Raw genomic sequence first — 15,433 nt, forward strand, 5'->3', positions numbered from 1 at the left:
TGTTTGTTGTGTCTCGCGGTGTGCTCTCCCCTCCGCCCGGCCCGCCCCACTCCTGGCCCCCCGGCGCGCCTTCACCGGGGCGGGGCGCCCGGGCCCCGGGGGGGCGCCGGGCCGCCGTGTGCGTGCGCTCAGCCCTGTCCGAGCGTCACCTCCCGCTCCTGGTGAGCGTGGAAGTACGGCAGTGGCAGACCGCCTTCGGGGCGCAGTTCCATCACGGTGGCCTCGACCCGGGCCGCGCCGGGGCGAAGCCGGTCCTTTTCGACCTTGCCGGTGTTCACCCAGGTGTGTGCGGCGCCGTCGCACACCGCCTCGGTGCCGCCGATGCCGTAGCGGACGGTCGAGGAGTCCTGGCCGACGGAGCTGCTGACGAACACCGGTCCCGTGCCGCCGGTGCAGCGATAGGTGCCGGAGAGGGTCACGGTGCCGTCCGCCGCGACGCGGCCCGTCGGATCGACGGTGACGGTCTCGTTCGGGTCGGCGGTGGCGGGGGCGACGGCGGCGCAGAGCAGCGCGAGCGCGGCGGCTCCGGCGGCGGCCGCGGCGAGGGCGGGACGTACGGGCATGGGGGGCCTTTCCGATCGTGCAGTGGGGGGTACCCACTGGTACCGGGCGGGCGCGGCACCGTGTGTGAACGTCACTCCATCGGGGGCGAGTCACGGCGGTCGTGGAACGGTCAGGGAGTTGTCCGCGAGTTGTCACACTTCGCTTCAGGCCGTTCCGAGGAGTTCACGAGGGGGGCATGGTCTACTCGTGCCGGGCGGCGAACGGGCCGCAGGCACCCGTCACATCCGACGCGGAGGTGTGCCATGTGTTCCCACCGGACCCCGACTCACGACAGCGGCGCCCCGCACATCGTCGCCGCCCACCCCGAGCAGGGCTGGAGCCTGCTGTGCGACGGGGGGATCGTCTTCGACGACACGGGTGAGCTGCACGCCGACGGCAGCGTCGTGCCGCCGCACCGGGCACCGGCCGAACGGCAGACGGTCGCGGCCTGAGCCCCGGCTCGGAAAGGCTCTAGGACAGCACGGCGAAGCCGTCGAGCTCGACCAGGGCCTGCTCGTCCCACAGTCGTACGACCTCCACGACCGCCATGGCCGGATAGGTGCGGCCCGCCAACCGGCGCCAGATCCGCCCGAGCTCGGGGGCCTGGGTGCGGTAGGCGGCGACGTCGGTGGCGTACACGGTGACGCGGGCGAGGTCGGCGGGGGTGCCGCCGGCCGCGCGCAGGGCGGTGAGGAGATTACCGAGCGCCTTCTCGAACTGTTCGGGGAGGGTGTCGCCGGTGACCTTGCCGTCGGTGTCGAGGGCGGTCTGGCCCGCGAGGAAGACCACGCGGGTGCCGGTGGCGACGACCGCGTGGGAGAAGCCGGCGGGCGGGGACAGGTCGGGCGGATTGACGCGCTCGGTCGTCACGGACGGGCCTCCCCCTCGGCGGTGGCGTACAACTCCTTGGCGATGATGCCGCGTTGGACTTCGCTGGCACCCTCGTAGATACGCGGGGCGCGCACCTCGCGGTAGAGGTGTTCGAGCAGATGGCCCCGCTCCAGCGCCCGGGCGCCGTGCAGCTGGACGGCCGCGTCGACGACGTACTGCGCGGTCTCGGTGGCCAGCAGCTTCGCCATCGCGGCGCGCCTGGGGACGTCGGGGGCGGACTCGTCGTACGCCGTCGCCGCCGCGTAGACCATCAGGCGGGCCGCCTCCGTGCGCAGCGCCATCTCCGCCACCTGATGAGCGATCGCCTGCAGATCCCTCAGCTTGCCGCCGAACGCGTCCCGTCCGGCCGTATGGGCGAGGGTCGCGTCGAGCGCCGCCTGGGCCATGCCGACGGCGAAGGCACCGACGCTCGGGCGGAAGAGATTGAGCGTGCCCATCGCGACCCGGAATCCGCGGTCGACCTCCCCGAGCACATCGTCCTCGGTCACGGGTACGGCGTCGAAGTCGAGGCTGCCGATGGGGTGCGGGGAGAGCATCTCCAGGGGCGAACCGGTGAGGCCGGGCCGGTCGGCGGGCACCAGGAAGGCGGTCACCCCGCGCGCACCCGCATCGGGGGTGGTCCGCGCGAAGACGGTGTAGAAGTCGGCCTCGGGGGCGTTGGAGATCCAGCACTTCTGCCCGGTGAGCCGCCAGCGCCCCGCTCCCCGCAGTTCCGCCCGCAGGGCGAGCGCCGCCGCGTCCGAGCCCGCCCCCGGCTCGCTCAGCGCGAACGCTGCCACCGCGCTGCCGTCGGACACCCGGGGCAGCCAGCGGTCCCGCTGGGCGGGGGTGCCATGGGCGTGGACCGGGTGGGCGCCGAGACCCTGGAGGGCCAGGGCGGTCTCGGCCTCCGTGCAGACCTGGGCCAGGGACTCGCGCATCAGACACAGGTCCAGGGCGCCGGAGGTGAACAGGCGCGAGAGCAGACCGAGCCGGCCCAGTTCCGTGAGGAGCGCCCGGTCGACCCGGCCGGGCTCGCCCTTCTCCGCGAGCGGGCGCAGCCGCTCCGCGGCCAGGGCGCGCAGCTCGGCACACCAGGCGATCTGTTCCGGTTCGAGCGAGAATGCGGGCACTGCCGGTCCTCCCTCCACGGCGGGCCGCCATCGACCCCCGATCGACGGTATCGCGAACTGTTGACTGCCGTCACCAACACGATACGCTCCTTGCGCGAGCGCACCACGAGCCCACGCGAGCCCACCAGGCAAGGGGGCGGACCGTCATGAACGTCTCGGCGCACGTCGACACCTTCGCGCGCGACAACCTGCCACCACCCGACGAATGGCCGGAGCTCCACTTCGACCTGCCGGAGCTGCACTACCCCGAGCGGCTGAACTGCGCCGCCGAGCTCCTGGACCACGCCGACCCGGCGCGTCCCGTGTTCCACGCGCCCACCGGCGACAGCTGGACCTACGGCGACCTCCGGGCCCACGTCGACCGCATCGCGCACGTCCTCACGCGCGACCTGGGCGTGGTCCCCGGCAACCGCGTCCTGCTGCGCGGCCCCACCACGCCCTGGCTCGCGGCCTGCTGGCTGGCGGTGCTGAAGGCGGGCGCGGTGGCCGTCACCGTGCTGGCCCAGCAGCGCCCGCACGAGCTGGGCACGATCTGCTCGATCGCCCGGGTGGGCCACGCGCTGTGCGACATCCGCGCCGTCGACGACCTCGCCAAGGCGGAGATCCCCGGGCTGCGCATCACGACGTACGGCGGTGACGCCCCGGACGACCTCCTCAACCGCCCGGCGCCCGGCACCCCGTACCCCGCCGTCGACACCGCGTCCGACGACGTCGCGCTGATCGCGTTCACCTCCGGCACCACCGGTCGCCCGAAAGGGTGCATGCACTTCCACCGGGATGTGCTCGCCATAGCGGACACCTTCTCGAAGCATGTGCTCAAACCACATGTGGACGATGTCTTCGCGGGCAGTCCCCCGCTGGGCTTCACCTTCGGCCTCGGGGGGCTGGTGGTGTTCCCGATGCGGGCCGGCGCCAGCGCGCTGCTCCTCGAACAGGCGACCCCCAAGCGGCTGCTGCCCGCGATCGGCGAGCACCGGGTCTCGGTCCTGTTCACCGCGCCCACCGCGTACCGCGCGATGCTCGACGACCTGGACGGCCATGACATCTCGTCACTCAGACGCTGTGTGTCCGCCGGGGAGAACCTGCCCGCCGCCACCTGGCGGGCCTGGCACGAGCGCACCGGCCTGCGGATCATCAACGGCATAGGCGCCACCGAGCTGCTGCACATCTTCGTCTCCGCCGCCGACGAGCAGATCAGGCCCGGGACGACCGGTGTTCCGGTGCCGGGGTGGCAGGCGCGCGTGCAGGACGCCGACGGGGATCCGGTGCCGGACGGGGAGCCCGGGCTGCTCGCCGTGCGCGGGCCGGTCGGCTGCAGGTACCTCGCCGATCCTCGGCAGCGGGACTATGTGCGCGCCGGCTGGAACGTCACCGGTGACACCTACGTCCGCGAGGACGACGGCTACTTCCGCTATGTCGCCCGCGCCGACGACATGATCATCTCGGCCGGGTACAACATCGCCGGACCGGAGGTGGAGGACGCGCTCCTGCGCCACCCGGACGTGGTCGAGGCGGCGGTGATCGGGCAGCCCGACGAGGCCCGCGGACAGGTGGTCGTGGCGTACACCGTGCTGAAGGAGGGCGCGGAGCGGGACGCCGACGCGCTGCGCGGCTTCGTCAAGTCCGAGCTGGCGCCGTACAAGTGCCCGCGCGAGATCGTGTTCCTCGACGCGCTGCCGCGCACGGCGACCGGCAAGCTCCAGCGCTATCGCCTCCGTACCGAAGGCGACCAGCCGTGATGCCGAAGACCTAAGATGATCAACGTGTCCGAGCAACACGCACCACGGTCCCTCATCGTCACGCTCTACGGCGCGTACGGCCGCTTCACACCCGGTCCGGTACCCGTCGCCGAGCTGATCCGGCTGCTGGCCGCGGTCGGCGTGGACGCGCCCTCCGTACGCTCGTCTGTGTCCCGGCTCAAGCGGCGCGGCCTGCTGCGGCCCGCCCGTACGGAGCAGGGCGCGGCCGGGTACGAACTCTCACCCGAAGCACGGCAGTTGCTCGACGACGGCGACCGGCGCATCTACGCGACCGCACCGCCCGAGGACGAGGGCTGGGTGCTCGCCGTGTTCTCGGTGCCGGAGTCGGAGCGGCAGAAGCGGCACGTGCTGCGCTCCCGGCTGGCGGGCCTGGGCTTCGGCACGGCGGCCCCCGGGGTGTGGATCGCACCGGCGCGGCTGTACGAGGAGACCCGGCACACCCTGCAGCGGCTGCGGCTCGACCCGTACGTCGACTTCTTCCGCGGCGCGCACCTCGGCTTCGCGCCCACGGTCGAGGCGGTCGCCCGCTGGTGGGACCTGGCCGCGATCGCCAAGGAGCACGAGGCGTTCCTCGACGCGCACGAGGGCGTGCTGCACGACTGGGAGCGGCGCACGGACACTCCGCCGGAGGAGGCCTACCGCGACTACCTCCTGGCCCTGGACACCTGGCGCCACCTCCCCTACACCGACCCGGGCCTGCCCGTGCACCTGCTGCCCGCGAACTGGCCGGGCGCGCGGTCGGCCGAGGTGTTCCGGGGACTCCACGAGCGGCTGCGGGACGCGGGAGCGACGTTCGCCGGGCTGTGAGCCCGGCCACAACAAAGCGCGGGCAAGACGACGATCGCCCGCATCCTGGGAGACCGGCCGGCAGCCGAGGGACACCGGGTGGAGGTCCTCGACGGCGTCGAGATACGCCGCTTCCTCTCCGCCGGACTCGGGCTCGTCTCCGAGCTGACGGCGAACGACCTGGGCCGGATCAGCCTGCGCACGGCCGAGCCGCTGGCCCTCGACGACCACGCGGTCTCCCGGCGCACCGGCGCGTTCATCCTGATCGACCCGGCGGACGGCACGACGCTGACCGCGGGCATGGCCGAGGTCAACCCTCCAGGGTGAGCCGTGGCTTGGGGGCGTCCGTGCGTCCGGTCTGCGGGGGCCGGCTGCCCGCGCGGTACGGGTCGGGCCACGCGACGCCCGGACCCTCGTACCCCTGCTCGGCGGCGGCGTGCAGGGTCCAGTGCGGGTCGTAGAGGTGAGGTCGGGCCAGCGCGCACAGGTCCGTACGCCCGGCCAGGATCAGCGAGTTGACGTCGTCCCAGGAGGAGATCGCGCCGACCGCGACGACCGGGACGCCGACCTCGTGCCGGATCCGGTCGGCGAACGGCGTCTGGTACGACCGCCCGTACTCCGGCTTCTCCTCGGCCACCACCTGCCCGGTCGACACGTCGATCGCGTCGACGCCGTGGGCGGCGAAGGCGCGGGCGATCTCGACGGCGTCCTCGGCCGTGGTGCCGCCCTCGGCCCAGTCGGTGGCGGAGATGCGCACGGTCATGGGCCGCTCCTCCGGCCACACCCCGCGTACGGCGTCGAAGACCTCCAGCGGGAAGCGCAGCCGTTTCTCCAGCGAGCCGCCGTAGGCGTCGGTGCGCCGGTTGGTCAGCGGGGAGAGGAAGCCGGAGAGCAGATAGCCGTGAGCGCAGTGGAGTTCGAGCAGATCGAAGCCGGCGCGGGCCGCACGCCAGGCGGCGGCGGTGAACTGTTCCCGGATGTCCGTGAGTTGGGCGCGGGAGAGCTGGCGCGGCAGCTGACTCTCGGGCTTGTACGGCAGCGGGGAGGCGGCCACGAGCGGCCAGTTGCCGTCGGGCAGGGGTTCGTCCATGCCCTCCCACATCAGCTTCGTCGAGCCCTTGCGCCCGCTGTGGCCGAGCTGCACGCCGATCGCGGTGCCCGGTGACCGGTCGTGCACGAACTCGGTGATCCGCCGCCAGGCCTCGCCCTGTCTGCCGGTGTAGAGACCGGCGCAGCCGGGGGTGATCCGGCCCTCCTCGCTGACGCACACCATCTCGGTCATCACCAGACCGGCACCGCCGAGGGCGCGGGCGCCCAGGTGGACCAGGTGGAAGTCGCCGGGGATGCCCTGGACCGAGGAGTACATGTCCATGGGCGAGACGACGACCCGGTTGCGCAGGGTCAGACCGCGCAGCCGGAAGGGGGTGAACATCGGGGGCGTACCGGGCGGGCAGCCGAACTCGCGCTCCACGGACTCGGTGAAGCCGGCGTCCCGCAGTCTGAGGTTGTCGTGGGTGACGCGGCGGCTGCGGGTGAGCAGGTTGAAGGCGAACTGGCGGGGCGGCTGGCGCAGGTACAGCGCGATGTTCTCGAACCACTCCAGGCTGGCGCGGGCGGCGCGCTGGGTGGAGGCGACGACGGGTTTGCGCTCGGTCTCGTAGGCCGTCAACGCCTCGGCCAGGGTGGGCTGTTCCTCCAGGCAGGCGGCGAGCGCGAGGGCGTCCTCGACGGCCAGCTTGGTGCCGGAGCCGATGGAGAAGTGGGCGGTGTGGGCGGCGTCGCCGAGGAGGACGATGTTGCCGTAGGACCAGTGCTCGTTGACGACCGTGCGGAAGTTGATCCACGCGGACTTGTTGGAGCGCAGGGGCCGCCCGCCCAGTGCGTCCGAGAAGATCTTCGCGCAGCGCTCGACCGACTCCTGCTCGCCGAGTTCGTCGAACCCGGCGGCCCGCCACACCTCCTCGCGCATCTCGACGATCACGGTGGAGGCATCGGCCGCGTACGGGTAGCCGTGCAGTTGCATCACGCCGTGCTCGGTCTCCGCGATCTCGAAGCGGAAGGCGTCGAAGGCGAAGTCCGCGGCCAGCCAGATATAGCGGCAGCGGTGGGTGGCCACATGGGGCTGGAACACATGGGTGTAGGCCTCACGTGTGGTGCTGTTCACGCCGTCGGTGGCGATGACGAGGTCGTATGCCTCGGCGAGCCAGGCGGGGTACGGTGCCTCGCTGCGGAAGCGCAGCTCCACGCCCAGGTCGCGGCAGCGCTCGTGCAGGATTTCCAGGAGGCGTTTTCTGCCGAGGGCCGCGAAGCCGTGGCCTCCGGAGGTCTGGCGGGTGTCGCGGTGGACGATGTCGATGTCGTCCCAGCGGACGAAGTGCTTCTGCAGGGCCTCGTAGACCGTGGGGTCGGCGTGTTCGATGCCGCCGAGGGTTTCGTCGGAGAGGACCACTCCGAAGCCGAAGGTGTCGTCGGGGGCGTTGCGTTCCCAGACGGTGATTTCGCGGGCCGGGTCCAGGCGTTTGAGCAGGGCGGCCGAGTACAGGCCGCCGGGGCCGCCGCCGATGATCGCGATGCGTCGGGGGTGGCTGGACATGTGCGGCGGCTGCGGGCTCGTCGCGGCTGGTCGCGCAGTTCCCCGCGCCCCTGGGGTCGGCACCCTCCCGTCGGCTTCCACGGTCACCGCCCCCTCCACTTCGGGGGCCTCTTCTCCGTGAACGCCGCGTGGAACTCCGCGTAGTCCTCGCCGTTCATCAGCAGCGCCTGTGTCGAGGCGTCCAGTTCCACCGCCGCCGCCAGCGGCATGTCCAGCTCCGCTGTGAGCAGGGCCTTGGTCTGGGCGTAGGCGAGGGCCGGGCCGTTGGAGAGGCGGTGGGCCAGGGCGAGGGCGGCCTCGTCGGTGTGGCCCTCCTCGGTCAGTTCGCTGATCAGGCCGATCCGCTCGGCCTCCACCGCCCGCACCGGTTCACCGAGCATCAGGAGGCGGGTCGCGTGGCCGAGACCGACCACCCGGGGCAGCAGATAGGCCGCGCCCATGTCGCCGCCGGACAGGCCGACGCGGGTGAAGAGGAAGGCGAAGCGGGCCGAGGGGTCGGCGATGCGGAAGTCGGCCGCGAGGGCCAGTACCGCTCCCGCGCCGGCCGCCACCCCGTGCACCGCCGCGATCACCGGGAACGGGCACTCCCGTACGGCCCGCACGACCTGTCCGGTCATCCGGTTGAAGTCGAGGAGCTGCGCGGTGTCCATGGACAGCGTCGCGCCGATGATCTCGTCGACGTCGCCGCCGGAGCAGAAGCCGCGGCCCTCGCCGGTCAGCACCAGGGCGCGGACCGACCTCTCGCGGGACAGCTCGGCGAGCAGGTCGCGCAGGTCGGCGTAGGCGCCGAAGGTGAGGGCGTTGAGTTTCTCGGGGCGCGCGAGGGTGACGGTGGCGACTCCGTCGGCGGTATCCACCCGCAAGTGCTCCCAGTCGGAGGTGCGGGTGGCGGAGCCGGTGAAGGGACTCATGACGGCGGCCTCCCAGGGCGGCGGTGCCTCACGTAGCTCTACCCCATGAAGCTATCACCGATTTATGACTGTCGTCACGAGCACGCGACACGAGTGGCGCAATTGGTTGAGTGCGGTCACGCCGGTCACGGGTGGTCGACAGGGAGGTAACAGTGGGAGCGGCCGCGCTAGGCGGGCCGTGGTAGCGGGTAAGCCGCCCGGTACCGGGGCCACAGGCCCCCTGCGGTGCCCCTTGAGAGACGCTGAAGTGGGGCGCCGTACCATCTCTTGGGTTGAAAGCAGGACAGCCTGCTCCATGAACGGAACCGCCTTGTACGAGAGCCCCTCCGCCCCAGCCTCGTGGCGCATCGCGCTGCCGCACACCGCCGCCGCGGTGCCGGTGGCGCGTGCGCTGGTCCGTACGGCACTGGCGGAACTGGAGCATGCGGCCGACAGCGACACCGCCGAGCTGCTCACGGCCGAGCTGGTCGCCAACGCGGTGGAGCACACCTCGGGCAACGGCCCGATAGAGCTGGTGGTGGAGCTGCGGCCGACCGGCTGCCAGGTCGAGGTGCACGACCCGGACCCGGCGCCGCCCGGCCATTTGGCCCGGCCCGTCGTCGAGCAGCCCGACCCCTGGCAGGAGCACGGGCGCGGTCTGCTGCTGCTCCGCGCCCTCAGCTCGTCCTGCGGCCACCGCCCGACCGAGTCGGGCAAGGCGGTCTGGTTCAGACTGCCTGTGGTACCGCGTCAGCGGCGTCCCGCGTGACCTCGGCGTCCGGCGCCTTGGTGAGCGTGGAGTTCCGGCGCCCGTAGAGGACGTACACCAGGAATCCGGCCGCGAGGAACACCGCGAACTGGATCCAGGTCGTCCAGCCCGTCTCGTACATCAGGTACAGGCAGAAGCCGACGCCGAGCAGCGGGACGACCGGGTACAGCGGCACCCGGAAGGAGCGGGCGAGGCCCGGCTCGCGGCGGCGCAGGGCGATCACCGTGATGTTGACGACGGCCATGATGGCGAGCGTGCCGATGGTGCACAGGTTCATCACGGCGTCCAGCGGGGCGAGGGCCGCCGGAAGGGCGAAGACGACCGCGACGATCAGGGTGCCGACGACGGGCGTCGAGGTCCGGGGCGACACCTTCTCGAAGACGCGCGGGATGAGTCCGTCCCGGGACATCGACATCAGGATGCGGGTCTGCCCGTACATCACGGCGAGCACGACGGAGGCGATGGCGACCACCGCGCCGAAGGCGACGACCCCGCCGCCGACCGCCGAGCCGGTGACCTGGTTGACGACGTAGGAGAGGGCGGCCGGGCGGTTCGCGACCTGGTCGCCGCCGATGGCGCCGATGGCGGCGACGGCCACCGCGCAGTACAGCAGGGTGACCAGGCCCATGCAGACGAGGATCGCGACCGGGATGTCGCGGCGCGGGTTCTTCGCCTCCTCACCGGCGGTGGTGATCGCGTCGAAGCCGATGTACGAGAAGAACGCGGCCGTGGTGCCGGCGCCGATGCCGCCGAGCCCGGCCGGGGAGAACGGGGTGAGGTTGCCGTCCTTGAAGGCGCTGTAGCCGATGGCGCAGAAGGCGACGAGGATGGCGAGCTTGACCGCGGCCATGGCGGCCGTGGCCCGGGCGCTCTCGCGCACACCGCGCACCAGCAGCACGGAGGCCAGGGCGATGACGATCACGGCGGGGACGTTGACGATCCCGCCGTCGGCCGGGCCGGCGGAGAGCGCGGCCGGGAGCTGCAGGCCGGTGAGGCTGTGCAGCAGTTCGTTGACGTACTGGCTCCAGCCGACGGCGACGGCCGAGATGGAGATGCCGTACTCCAGGAGCAGGCACCAGCCGACCAGGAAGGCGGTGGACTCGCCGAGGCCCGCGTAGGCGAAGGAGTACGACGATCCGGAGACCGGAATCGCGCCGCCCAGCTCGGCGAAGGAGAAGGCGGTGAAGACGCAGGTGATCGCGGCGAGGACGAAGGAGACAACGACCGCGGGTCCGGCCTGGGCGACCGAGTCGGAGAGGCCGACGAAGATGCCGGTGCCGACGATCGCTCCGATGCCGAAGCAGATCAGCTGGAAGAGGCCCATCGAGCGCTTGAGGCCGTGGCCTTCGCGGTCGGCGCCGGATTCGGCGACCAGCAGGGCAGGGGACTTGGTACGCAGCTTGGTGGGCTGAGCGGGCATACGGGTGGTGCTCGTTTCTGGTGGTGCGGGCGCGATCCGGTGTCGATCGCTGCGGCGGCCGTGGCAGGGGTGGCGCCGGGCCGCCGGACAGGATAAGGCCTGGTGAGGCCGGTCAGGCAACGCCGCGCGCGGCAGGCCGCCCGAGGGTGGCCACGAGGACGGCCTTGATGGTGTGCATCCGGTTCTCCGCCTCGTCGAAGACGACGGAGTGCTCGGACTCGAACACCTCGTCGGTGACCTCCAGCTCGGTCAGTCCGTGCCGCTCGTGGATCTCGCGGCCGACGGCGGTGCCGAGGTCGTGGAAGGCGGGCAGGCAGTGCAGGAACTTCACCTGCTCGTTGCCGGTGGCGCGGAGCACGTCCATGGTCACGGCGTACGGGCCCAGCAGCGCTATGCGCTCGTCCCAGACCTCCTTGGGCTCACCCATCGACACCCATACGTCGGTGGCGATGAAGTCGGCGCCGCGCACGCCCTCCTTCACGTCGTCGGTGAGCGTGATCCGGGCGCCGGAGGCACCGGCGAGCTGCTGGGCCACCTCGACGATGGTGTCGTCCGGCCACAGCAGCCGGGGCGCGACGATCCGGACGTCCATGCCGAGCAGGGCGCCGGTGACGAGGTAGGAGTTGCCCATGTTGTAGCGGGCGTCGCCGAGGTAGGCGAAGGCGATGTCGGTGAGCGGCTTGTCGCTGTGCTCGGTCATGGTGAGCACGTCGGCGAGCATCTGGGTGGGGTGCCACTCGTCGGTGAGGCCGTTGTAGACGGGGACCCCGGCGTAGGCGGCCAGTTCCTCGATGACGCCCTGTCCGTGCCCGCGGTACTCGATGGCGTCGAACATCCGCCCGAGGACCCGGGCCGTGTCCTTGACCGACTCCTTGTGGCCGAGCTGCGAGCCGGAGGGGTCGAGATACGTCGTCGAGGCGCCCTGGTCGGCGGCGGCGACCTCGAACGCGCACCGGGTGCGCGTCGAGGTCTTCTCGAAGACCAGCGCGATGTTCCTGCCCCGCAGGTACTGCGTCTCGGCCCCCGCCTTCTTGGCGGCCTTCAGCTCCGCGGCCAGCTCGACCAGGCCGCGGAACTCCTCCTGGGTGAGGTCCAGCTCCTTGAGGAAGTGGCGGCCGGCGAGGGCGGTCGGGACTGTCGCCATGGGGGGCGCTCCAGGGGTACGAGAACACGGGACGGATGGAAGTCTATACGACCGACCACATTTATATACAGCAGCTCTATACGGCATCCCGTTCCACGGGACAGCTCATACAGCGCGGCCCGCCTCTGCCCCGGCCCAGCTCGCTGCCCGGGATCTCGATGACCTCGATGCCCTGCTTGCGCAGATGGGTGTTGGTGGTGGAGTTGCGCTCGTAGGCGACGACGACACCGGGCTCGACGGCGAGGACGTTGCAGCCGTCGTCCCACTGCTCGCGCTCGGCCGCGTGCACGTCCTGGGTGGCGGTCAGGACGCGGATCTCGCTCAGCCCGAGGGAGGCGGCGATCGCCCGGTGCATGTGCTCCGGCGGATGGTCGGTGACCTTGAGTTCCTTCTCCACGGAGCCGGGTTCGATGGTGTACGAGCGGAGCATGCCGAGCCCCGCGTACTGGGTGAAGGTGTCGCCGTCGACCATCGTCATCACGGTGTCGAGGTGCATGAAGGCGCGCCGCTTGGGCATGTCGAGCGCGACGATCGTCCGCGCCGAGCCCGCGGCGAACAGCTTGTGCGCGAGCATCTCCACGGCCTGCGGGGTGGTGCGCTCGCTCATGCCGATCAGGACGGCGCCGTTGCCGATCACCAGGACGTCGCCGCCCTCGATGGTGGACGGGTAGTCGGCCTGGCCCGCCGACCAGACGCGGAAGGCTTCGTCCCGGAACTGCGGATGGTGCCGGTAGATCGCCTCGAAGTGCACGGTCTCGCGCTGCCGGGCGGGCAGGCGCATCGCGTTGATGGCGACCCCGTCGTAGATCCAGGCGGAGGTGTCCCGGGTGAAGAGGTGGTTCGGGAGCGGGCCGAGGAGGAAGTCGTCCAGGTCCATCACATGGAAGCGGACGGAGGTCGGCTCCTCGTGCGCGTCCAGGAACTCCCGCTTGGTCATGCCGCCGACCAGGGCCGCGGCCAGTTCGCGCGCGGGCAGGGTCTCGAAGGCCGCCCGGAGGTGGTCGGTGGCGAGGGGGCCGTACTCCTTCTCGTCGAAGACCCGGTCCAGGACGAGCGTCCTGGCCTCCGGGATCTCCAGGGTCTCGGCGAGCAGGTCACCGAAGAGGTGGACGGTGACGCCGCGCTCGCGCAGCACGTCGGCGAACCCGTCGTGCTCGGCGCGCGCCCGGCGCACCCACAGCACGTCGTCGAAGAGGAGGGCGTCCTTGTTGCTGGGGGTGAGCCTTTTGAGCTCAAGATCCGGCCGGTGCAGGATGACGCGGCGCAGCCGCCCGGCCTCGGAGTCGACGTGGAATCCCATGCCTCCATCCTGACCACAGAAGACCGCCTTCACCCTCTGCTCGACCGTTTCGGAATCTTCTTGTTTTCGTCCCATTGACGACAAGCAGTCTCTCCGCTTATCGTCTACATGACGAAAATTGGAGGGGGTTCCATGGCCGACATCACCCGGCGCCTCGGCTGGCGCCATCTGCGCGGCGCGCCGACGGCGCACATCAGACACCACCGGTCGGGCAAGCTCGCGCACGACGGCCCGGGACTCAGCTTCTGGTACCGCTCGCTGACCGCCGCGCTCTCGGAGGTGCCGGTCGACGACCGTGAGCTGGCGATGACCTTCCACGCCCGCACGTCCGACTTCCAGGACGTGGCCGTGCAGGCGACGGTCACCTACCGGATCGGCGATCCGGCCGTCGCCGCCGCCCGCCTGGACTTCTCGATCGACCCCGACACGGGCGTGTGGCGGGGCACGCCCCTGGAGCAGCTGGGCACGCTGCTCACCGAGACGGCCCAGCAGCACGCGCTGGCCGTCCTCGCCCGTACGCCGCTGTCGTCGGCGCTGGCCGACGGGGTGAGCGCGGTGCGCGAGCGGATCGCGGAGGGGCTGGGCACCGAGCCCCGGCTGCCGGCCATCGGCATCGAGGTCGTCGCCGTCCGTGTGATGGCGCTGCGGCCCGAGCCCGAGGTGGAGCGGGCGCTGCGCACCCCGGCCCGTGAGCAGATCCAGCAGGAGGCCGACCGGGCCACCTACGAACGGCGGGCGGTGGCCGTCGAGCGGGAGCGGACGATCGCCGAGAACGAGCTGGCCAGCCAGATCGAACTCGCCCGCCGCGAGGAGCAGTTGGTCGAGCAGCGCGGTACGAACACGCGCCGCGAGGCCGAGGAGCACGCGGCGGCCGACGCGGTGCGCGCCCGGGCGGAGGCGGCGCGGACGGTCAGGCTCGCCGAGGCCGAGGCGGCCCGCTCGGTGAAGCTCGCGGAGGCGGAGGCCGACCGGTCGGTGCGACTGGCCGACGCCGAGGCGCGGCGCACCGGGCTGCTCGCCGAGGCGGAGGCCGCGCGGACGGCCCGGCTGGCGGAGGCGGAGGCGGCCCGTTCGACACGGCTCGCCCGCGCCGAGGCCGAGGGCGCGCGCGAGGTGGGTGAGGCGCGGGCACAGGCGCAGGCCGCATGGCTGCGGGTGCACGCGGACGCCGGAGTCGACGGCGTCGCGACCCTGCACGCCCTGACCGCCACCCGGCTGGCGGAGAACCTGCCCCGGATCGACAGCGTGACCGTGTCGCCGGACGTGCTCACCGGGCTGCTGGCCAGGCTCGGCGGCACCGGGACGGAGGAATGAGTCTCGCCCCGCGTGCCGTGCTGGTCCATCGCACCACGGAGTACGAGGAGTTGGTGGCCCGGCACGGCACGCACGGCCAGGCCGCCTTCTTCCTCGCCTCCCGCGGCCGTGACATCGACGAGGTCGCCGAACGCCACCACCGCACGCGCCGGGCGCTGGCCGAGGTCGCCTCGGCGGTCCCGCTGACCTGGCGGCAGAGCCGCGTGGAGCGGGCCGACCTGGACCGTTTCCTGTTCGCGCCCGAGGACGTGGTCGTGGTGGTGGGCCAGGACGGGCTGGTGGCGAACGCCGCCAAGTACCTCGCGGGCCAGCCGGTGCTGGGCATCGACTCCGATCCCGGCCGCAACCCCGGTGTGCTCGTGCGGCACCGGCCCGCGGACGCGGCGGCGCTGCTGCCGGCCGCCCTGGCCCGGGGCACCGGCGCCGACGAGCTCACCATGGTCGAGGCCGTCGCGGACGACACACAGCGCCTGGTCGCGCTCAACGAGATCTATCTGGGGGCGGCCGGGCATCAGACCGCCCGGTACCGCCTGGGCCTCGACGGCGACGGGGGTGTCGTCGAGGCCCAGGCCTCGTCCGGGGTGCTGGTGGGGACCGGGACCGGGGCCACCGGGTGGCTCCGGTCGGTGTGGCAGGAGCGGGCCAGCCGGCTTGCGCTCCCCTCCCCCACCGAGGACCGGCTGCTGTGGTTCGTACGGGAGGCATGGCCGTCACCGGTCACCGGAACGTCCCTGGTGGCGGGCGAACTCGCGGCCGCTCAGGCCCTGTCGGTCACCGTCGAGTCCGATCGGCTGATCGCCTTCGGCGACGGGATCGAGAGCGACGCGCTGGAGCTCACCTGGGGCAGACGATCCGGGTTCGGGTGTGCGGGCAACGGCTGCGGCTGGTCGGCTGACGCCCGGCGTCCACAG

The 15,433-nt window shown here is 72.1% G+C and carries 13 protein-coding genes and 2 pseudogenes; 7 read left to right on the forward strand and 8 right to left on the reverse strand.

Features of this window, described 5'->3' with window-relative positions; all coding sequences use genetic code 11:
* Window positions 1-128 precede the first annotated feature (128 nt).
* Window positions 129-563: a DUF6299 family protein gene (locus AB0I54_RS30060; RefSeq protein ID WP_363299340.1), complete on the reverse strand. Its 435-nt coding sequence runs from the start codon at window positions 561-563 to the stop codon at window positions 129-131.
* 243 nt (window positions 564-806) lie between these two features.
* Here AB0I54_RS30060 and AB0I54_RS30065 point away from each other — a divergent pair, with 243 nt between their 5' ends.
* Window positions 807-995, forward strand: coding sequence for a DUF5999 family protein (locus tag AB0I54_RS30065; protein ID WP_363299341.1), 189 nt, complete (start codon window positions 807-809; stop codon window positions 993-995).
* A 19-nt stretch (window positions 996-1,014) separates the two neighbouring features.
* Here the strand turns inward: AB0I54_RS30065 and AB0I54_RS30070 are convergent, their stop codons facing one another.
* Together AB0I54_RS30070 and AB0I54_RS30075 are read right to left on the reverse strand one after the other, a co-directional pair.
* Window positions 1,015-1,413, reverse strand: a complete 399-nt coding sequence (locus tag AB0I54_RS30070; RefSeq protein WP_363299342.1) for a RidA family protein — start codon at window positions 1,411-1,413, stop codon at window positions 1,015-1,017.
* On the reverse strand, window positions 1,410-2,546 hold the full coding sequence (locus AB0I54_RS30075; RefSeq protein WP_363299343.1) for an acyl-CoA dehydrogenase family protein: 1,137 nt from the start codon (window positions 2,544-2,546) through the stop codon (window positions 1,410-1,412). The genes AB0I54_RS30070 and AB0I54_RS30075 overlap by 4 nt, the downstream gene beginning before the upstream one ends.
* Before the next feature lie 146 nt (window positions 2,547-2,692).
* Between AB0I54_RS30075 and AB0I54_RS30080 the strand changes: the two genes are divergently transcribed.
* The 3 genes and pseudogenes from AB0I54_RS30080 to AB0I54_RS30090 all read left to right on the forward strand — a co-directional run.
* Window positions 2,693-4,285, forward strand: coding sequence for an AMP-binding protein (locus tag AB0I54_RS30080; protein ID WP_363299344.1), 1,593 nt, complete (start codon window positions 2,693-2,695; stop codon window positions 4,283-4,285).
* Between the two features lie 15 nt (window positions 4,286-4,300).
* Complete coding sequence (locus tag AB0I54_RS30085) at window positions 4,301-5,113, forward strand: PaaX family transcriptional regulator C-terminal domain-containing protein (RefSeq protein ID WP_363299345.1); 813 nt, start codon at window positions 4,301-4,303, stop codon at window positions 5,111-5,113.
* Between the two features lie 27 nt (window positions 5,114-5,140).
* A pseudogene (locus AB0I54_RS30090) lies at window positions 5,141-5,419 on the forward strand (hypothetical protein); the annotation flags it as partial.
* Here AB0I54_RS30090 and AB0I54_RS30095 read toward each other — a convergent pair.
* Together AB0I54_RS30095 and AB0I54_RS30100 are read right to left on the reverse strand one after the other, a co-directional pair.
* A complete protein-coding gene (locus AB0I54_RS30095) occupies window positions 5,403-7,685 on the reverse strand; it encodes a bifunctional salicylyl-CoA 5-hydroxylase/oxidoreductase (RefSeq protein WP_363299346.1) in 2,283 nt (760 codons plus the stop codon). The pseudogene AB0I54_RS30090 and the gene AB0I54_RS30095 sit on opposite strands and share 17 nt — an antisense overlap.
* Window positions 7,686-7,768: 83 nt before the next feature.
* Window positions 7,769-8,596 (reverse strand): enoyl-CoA hydratase family protein, encoded by an 828-nt coding sequence (locus AB0I54_RS30100; RefSeq protein ID WP_363299347.1) that lies wholly within the window; start codon window positions 8,594-8,596, stop codon window positions 7,769-7,771.
* A 295-nt stretch (window positions 8,597-8,891) separates the two neighbouring features.
* Between AB0I54_RS30100 and AB0I54_RS30105 the strand changes: the two genes are divergently transcribed.
* Entirely contained in the window at window positions 8,892-9,344 is a 453-nt protein-coding gene (locus AB0I54_RS30105; RefSeq protein ID WP_363299348.1) for an ATP-binding protein, read from the forward strand.
* Here the strand turns inward: AB0I54_RS30105 and AB0I54_RS30110 are convergent.
* From AB0I54_RS30110 to AB0I54_RS30120, 3 genes are all read right to left on the reverse strand, one after another.
* Window positions 9,304-10,764, reverse strand: coding sequence for an amino acid permease (locus tag AB0I54_RS30110; protein ID WP_363299349.1), 1,461 nt, complete (start codon window positions 10,762-10,764; stop codon window positions 9,304-9,306). The genes AB0I54_RS30105 and AB0I54_RS30110 overlap by 41 nt on opposite strands.
* Before the next feature lie 112 nt (window positions 10,765-10,876).
* Entirely contained in the window at window positions 10,877-11,908 is a 1,032-nt protein-coding gene (argF, locus tag AB0I54_RS30115) for an ornithine carbamoyltransferase (protein WP_363299350.1), read from the reverse strand.
* 76 nt (window positions 11,909-11,984) lie between these two features.
* Window positions 11,985-13,208: an arginine deiminase gene (locus AB0I54_RS30120; RefSeq protein ID WP_363299351.1), complete on the reverse strand. Its 1,224-nt coding sequence runs from the start codon at window positions 13,206-13,208 to the stop codon at window positions 11,985-11,987.
* 132 nt (window positions 13,209-13,340) lie between these two features.
* Here AB0I54_RS30120 and AB0I54_RS30125 point away from each other — a divergent pair, with 132 nt between their 5' ends.
* Complete coding sequence (locus AB0I54_RS30125) at window positions 13,341-14,522, forward strand: SPFH domain-containing protein (protein WP_363299352.1); 1,182 nt, start codon at window positions 13,341-13,343, stop codon at window positions 14,520-14,522.
* Window positions 14,519-15,417: pseudogene (locus AB0I54_RS30130) on the forward strand (hypothetical protein). The gene AB0I54_RS30125 and the pseudogene AB0I54_RS30130 overlap by 4 nt, the downstream one beginning before the upstream one ends.
* Window positions 15,418-15,433: the final 16 nt, after the last annotated feature.

The organism is Streptomyces sp. NPDC050625 (assembly GCF_040654755.1).
Classification (GTDB): domain Bacteria; phylum Actinomycetota; class Actinomycetes; order Streptomycetales; family Streptomycetaceae; genus Streptomyces.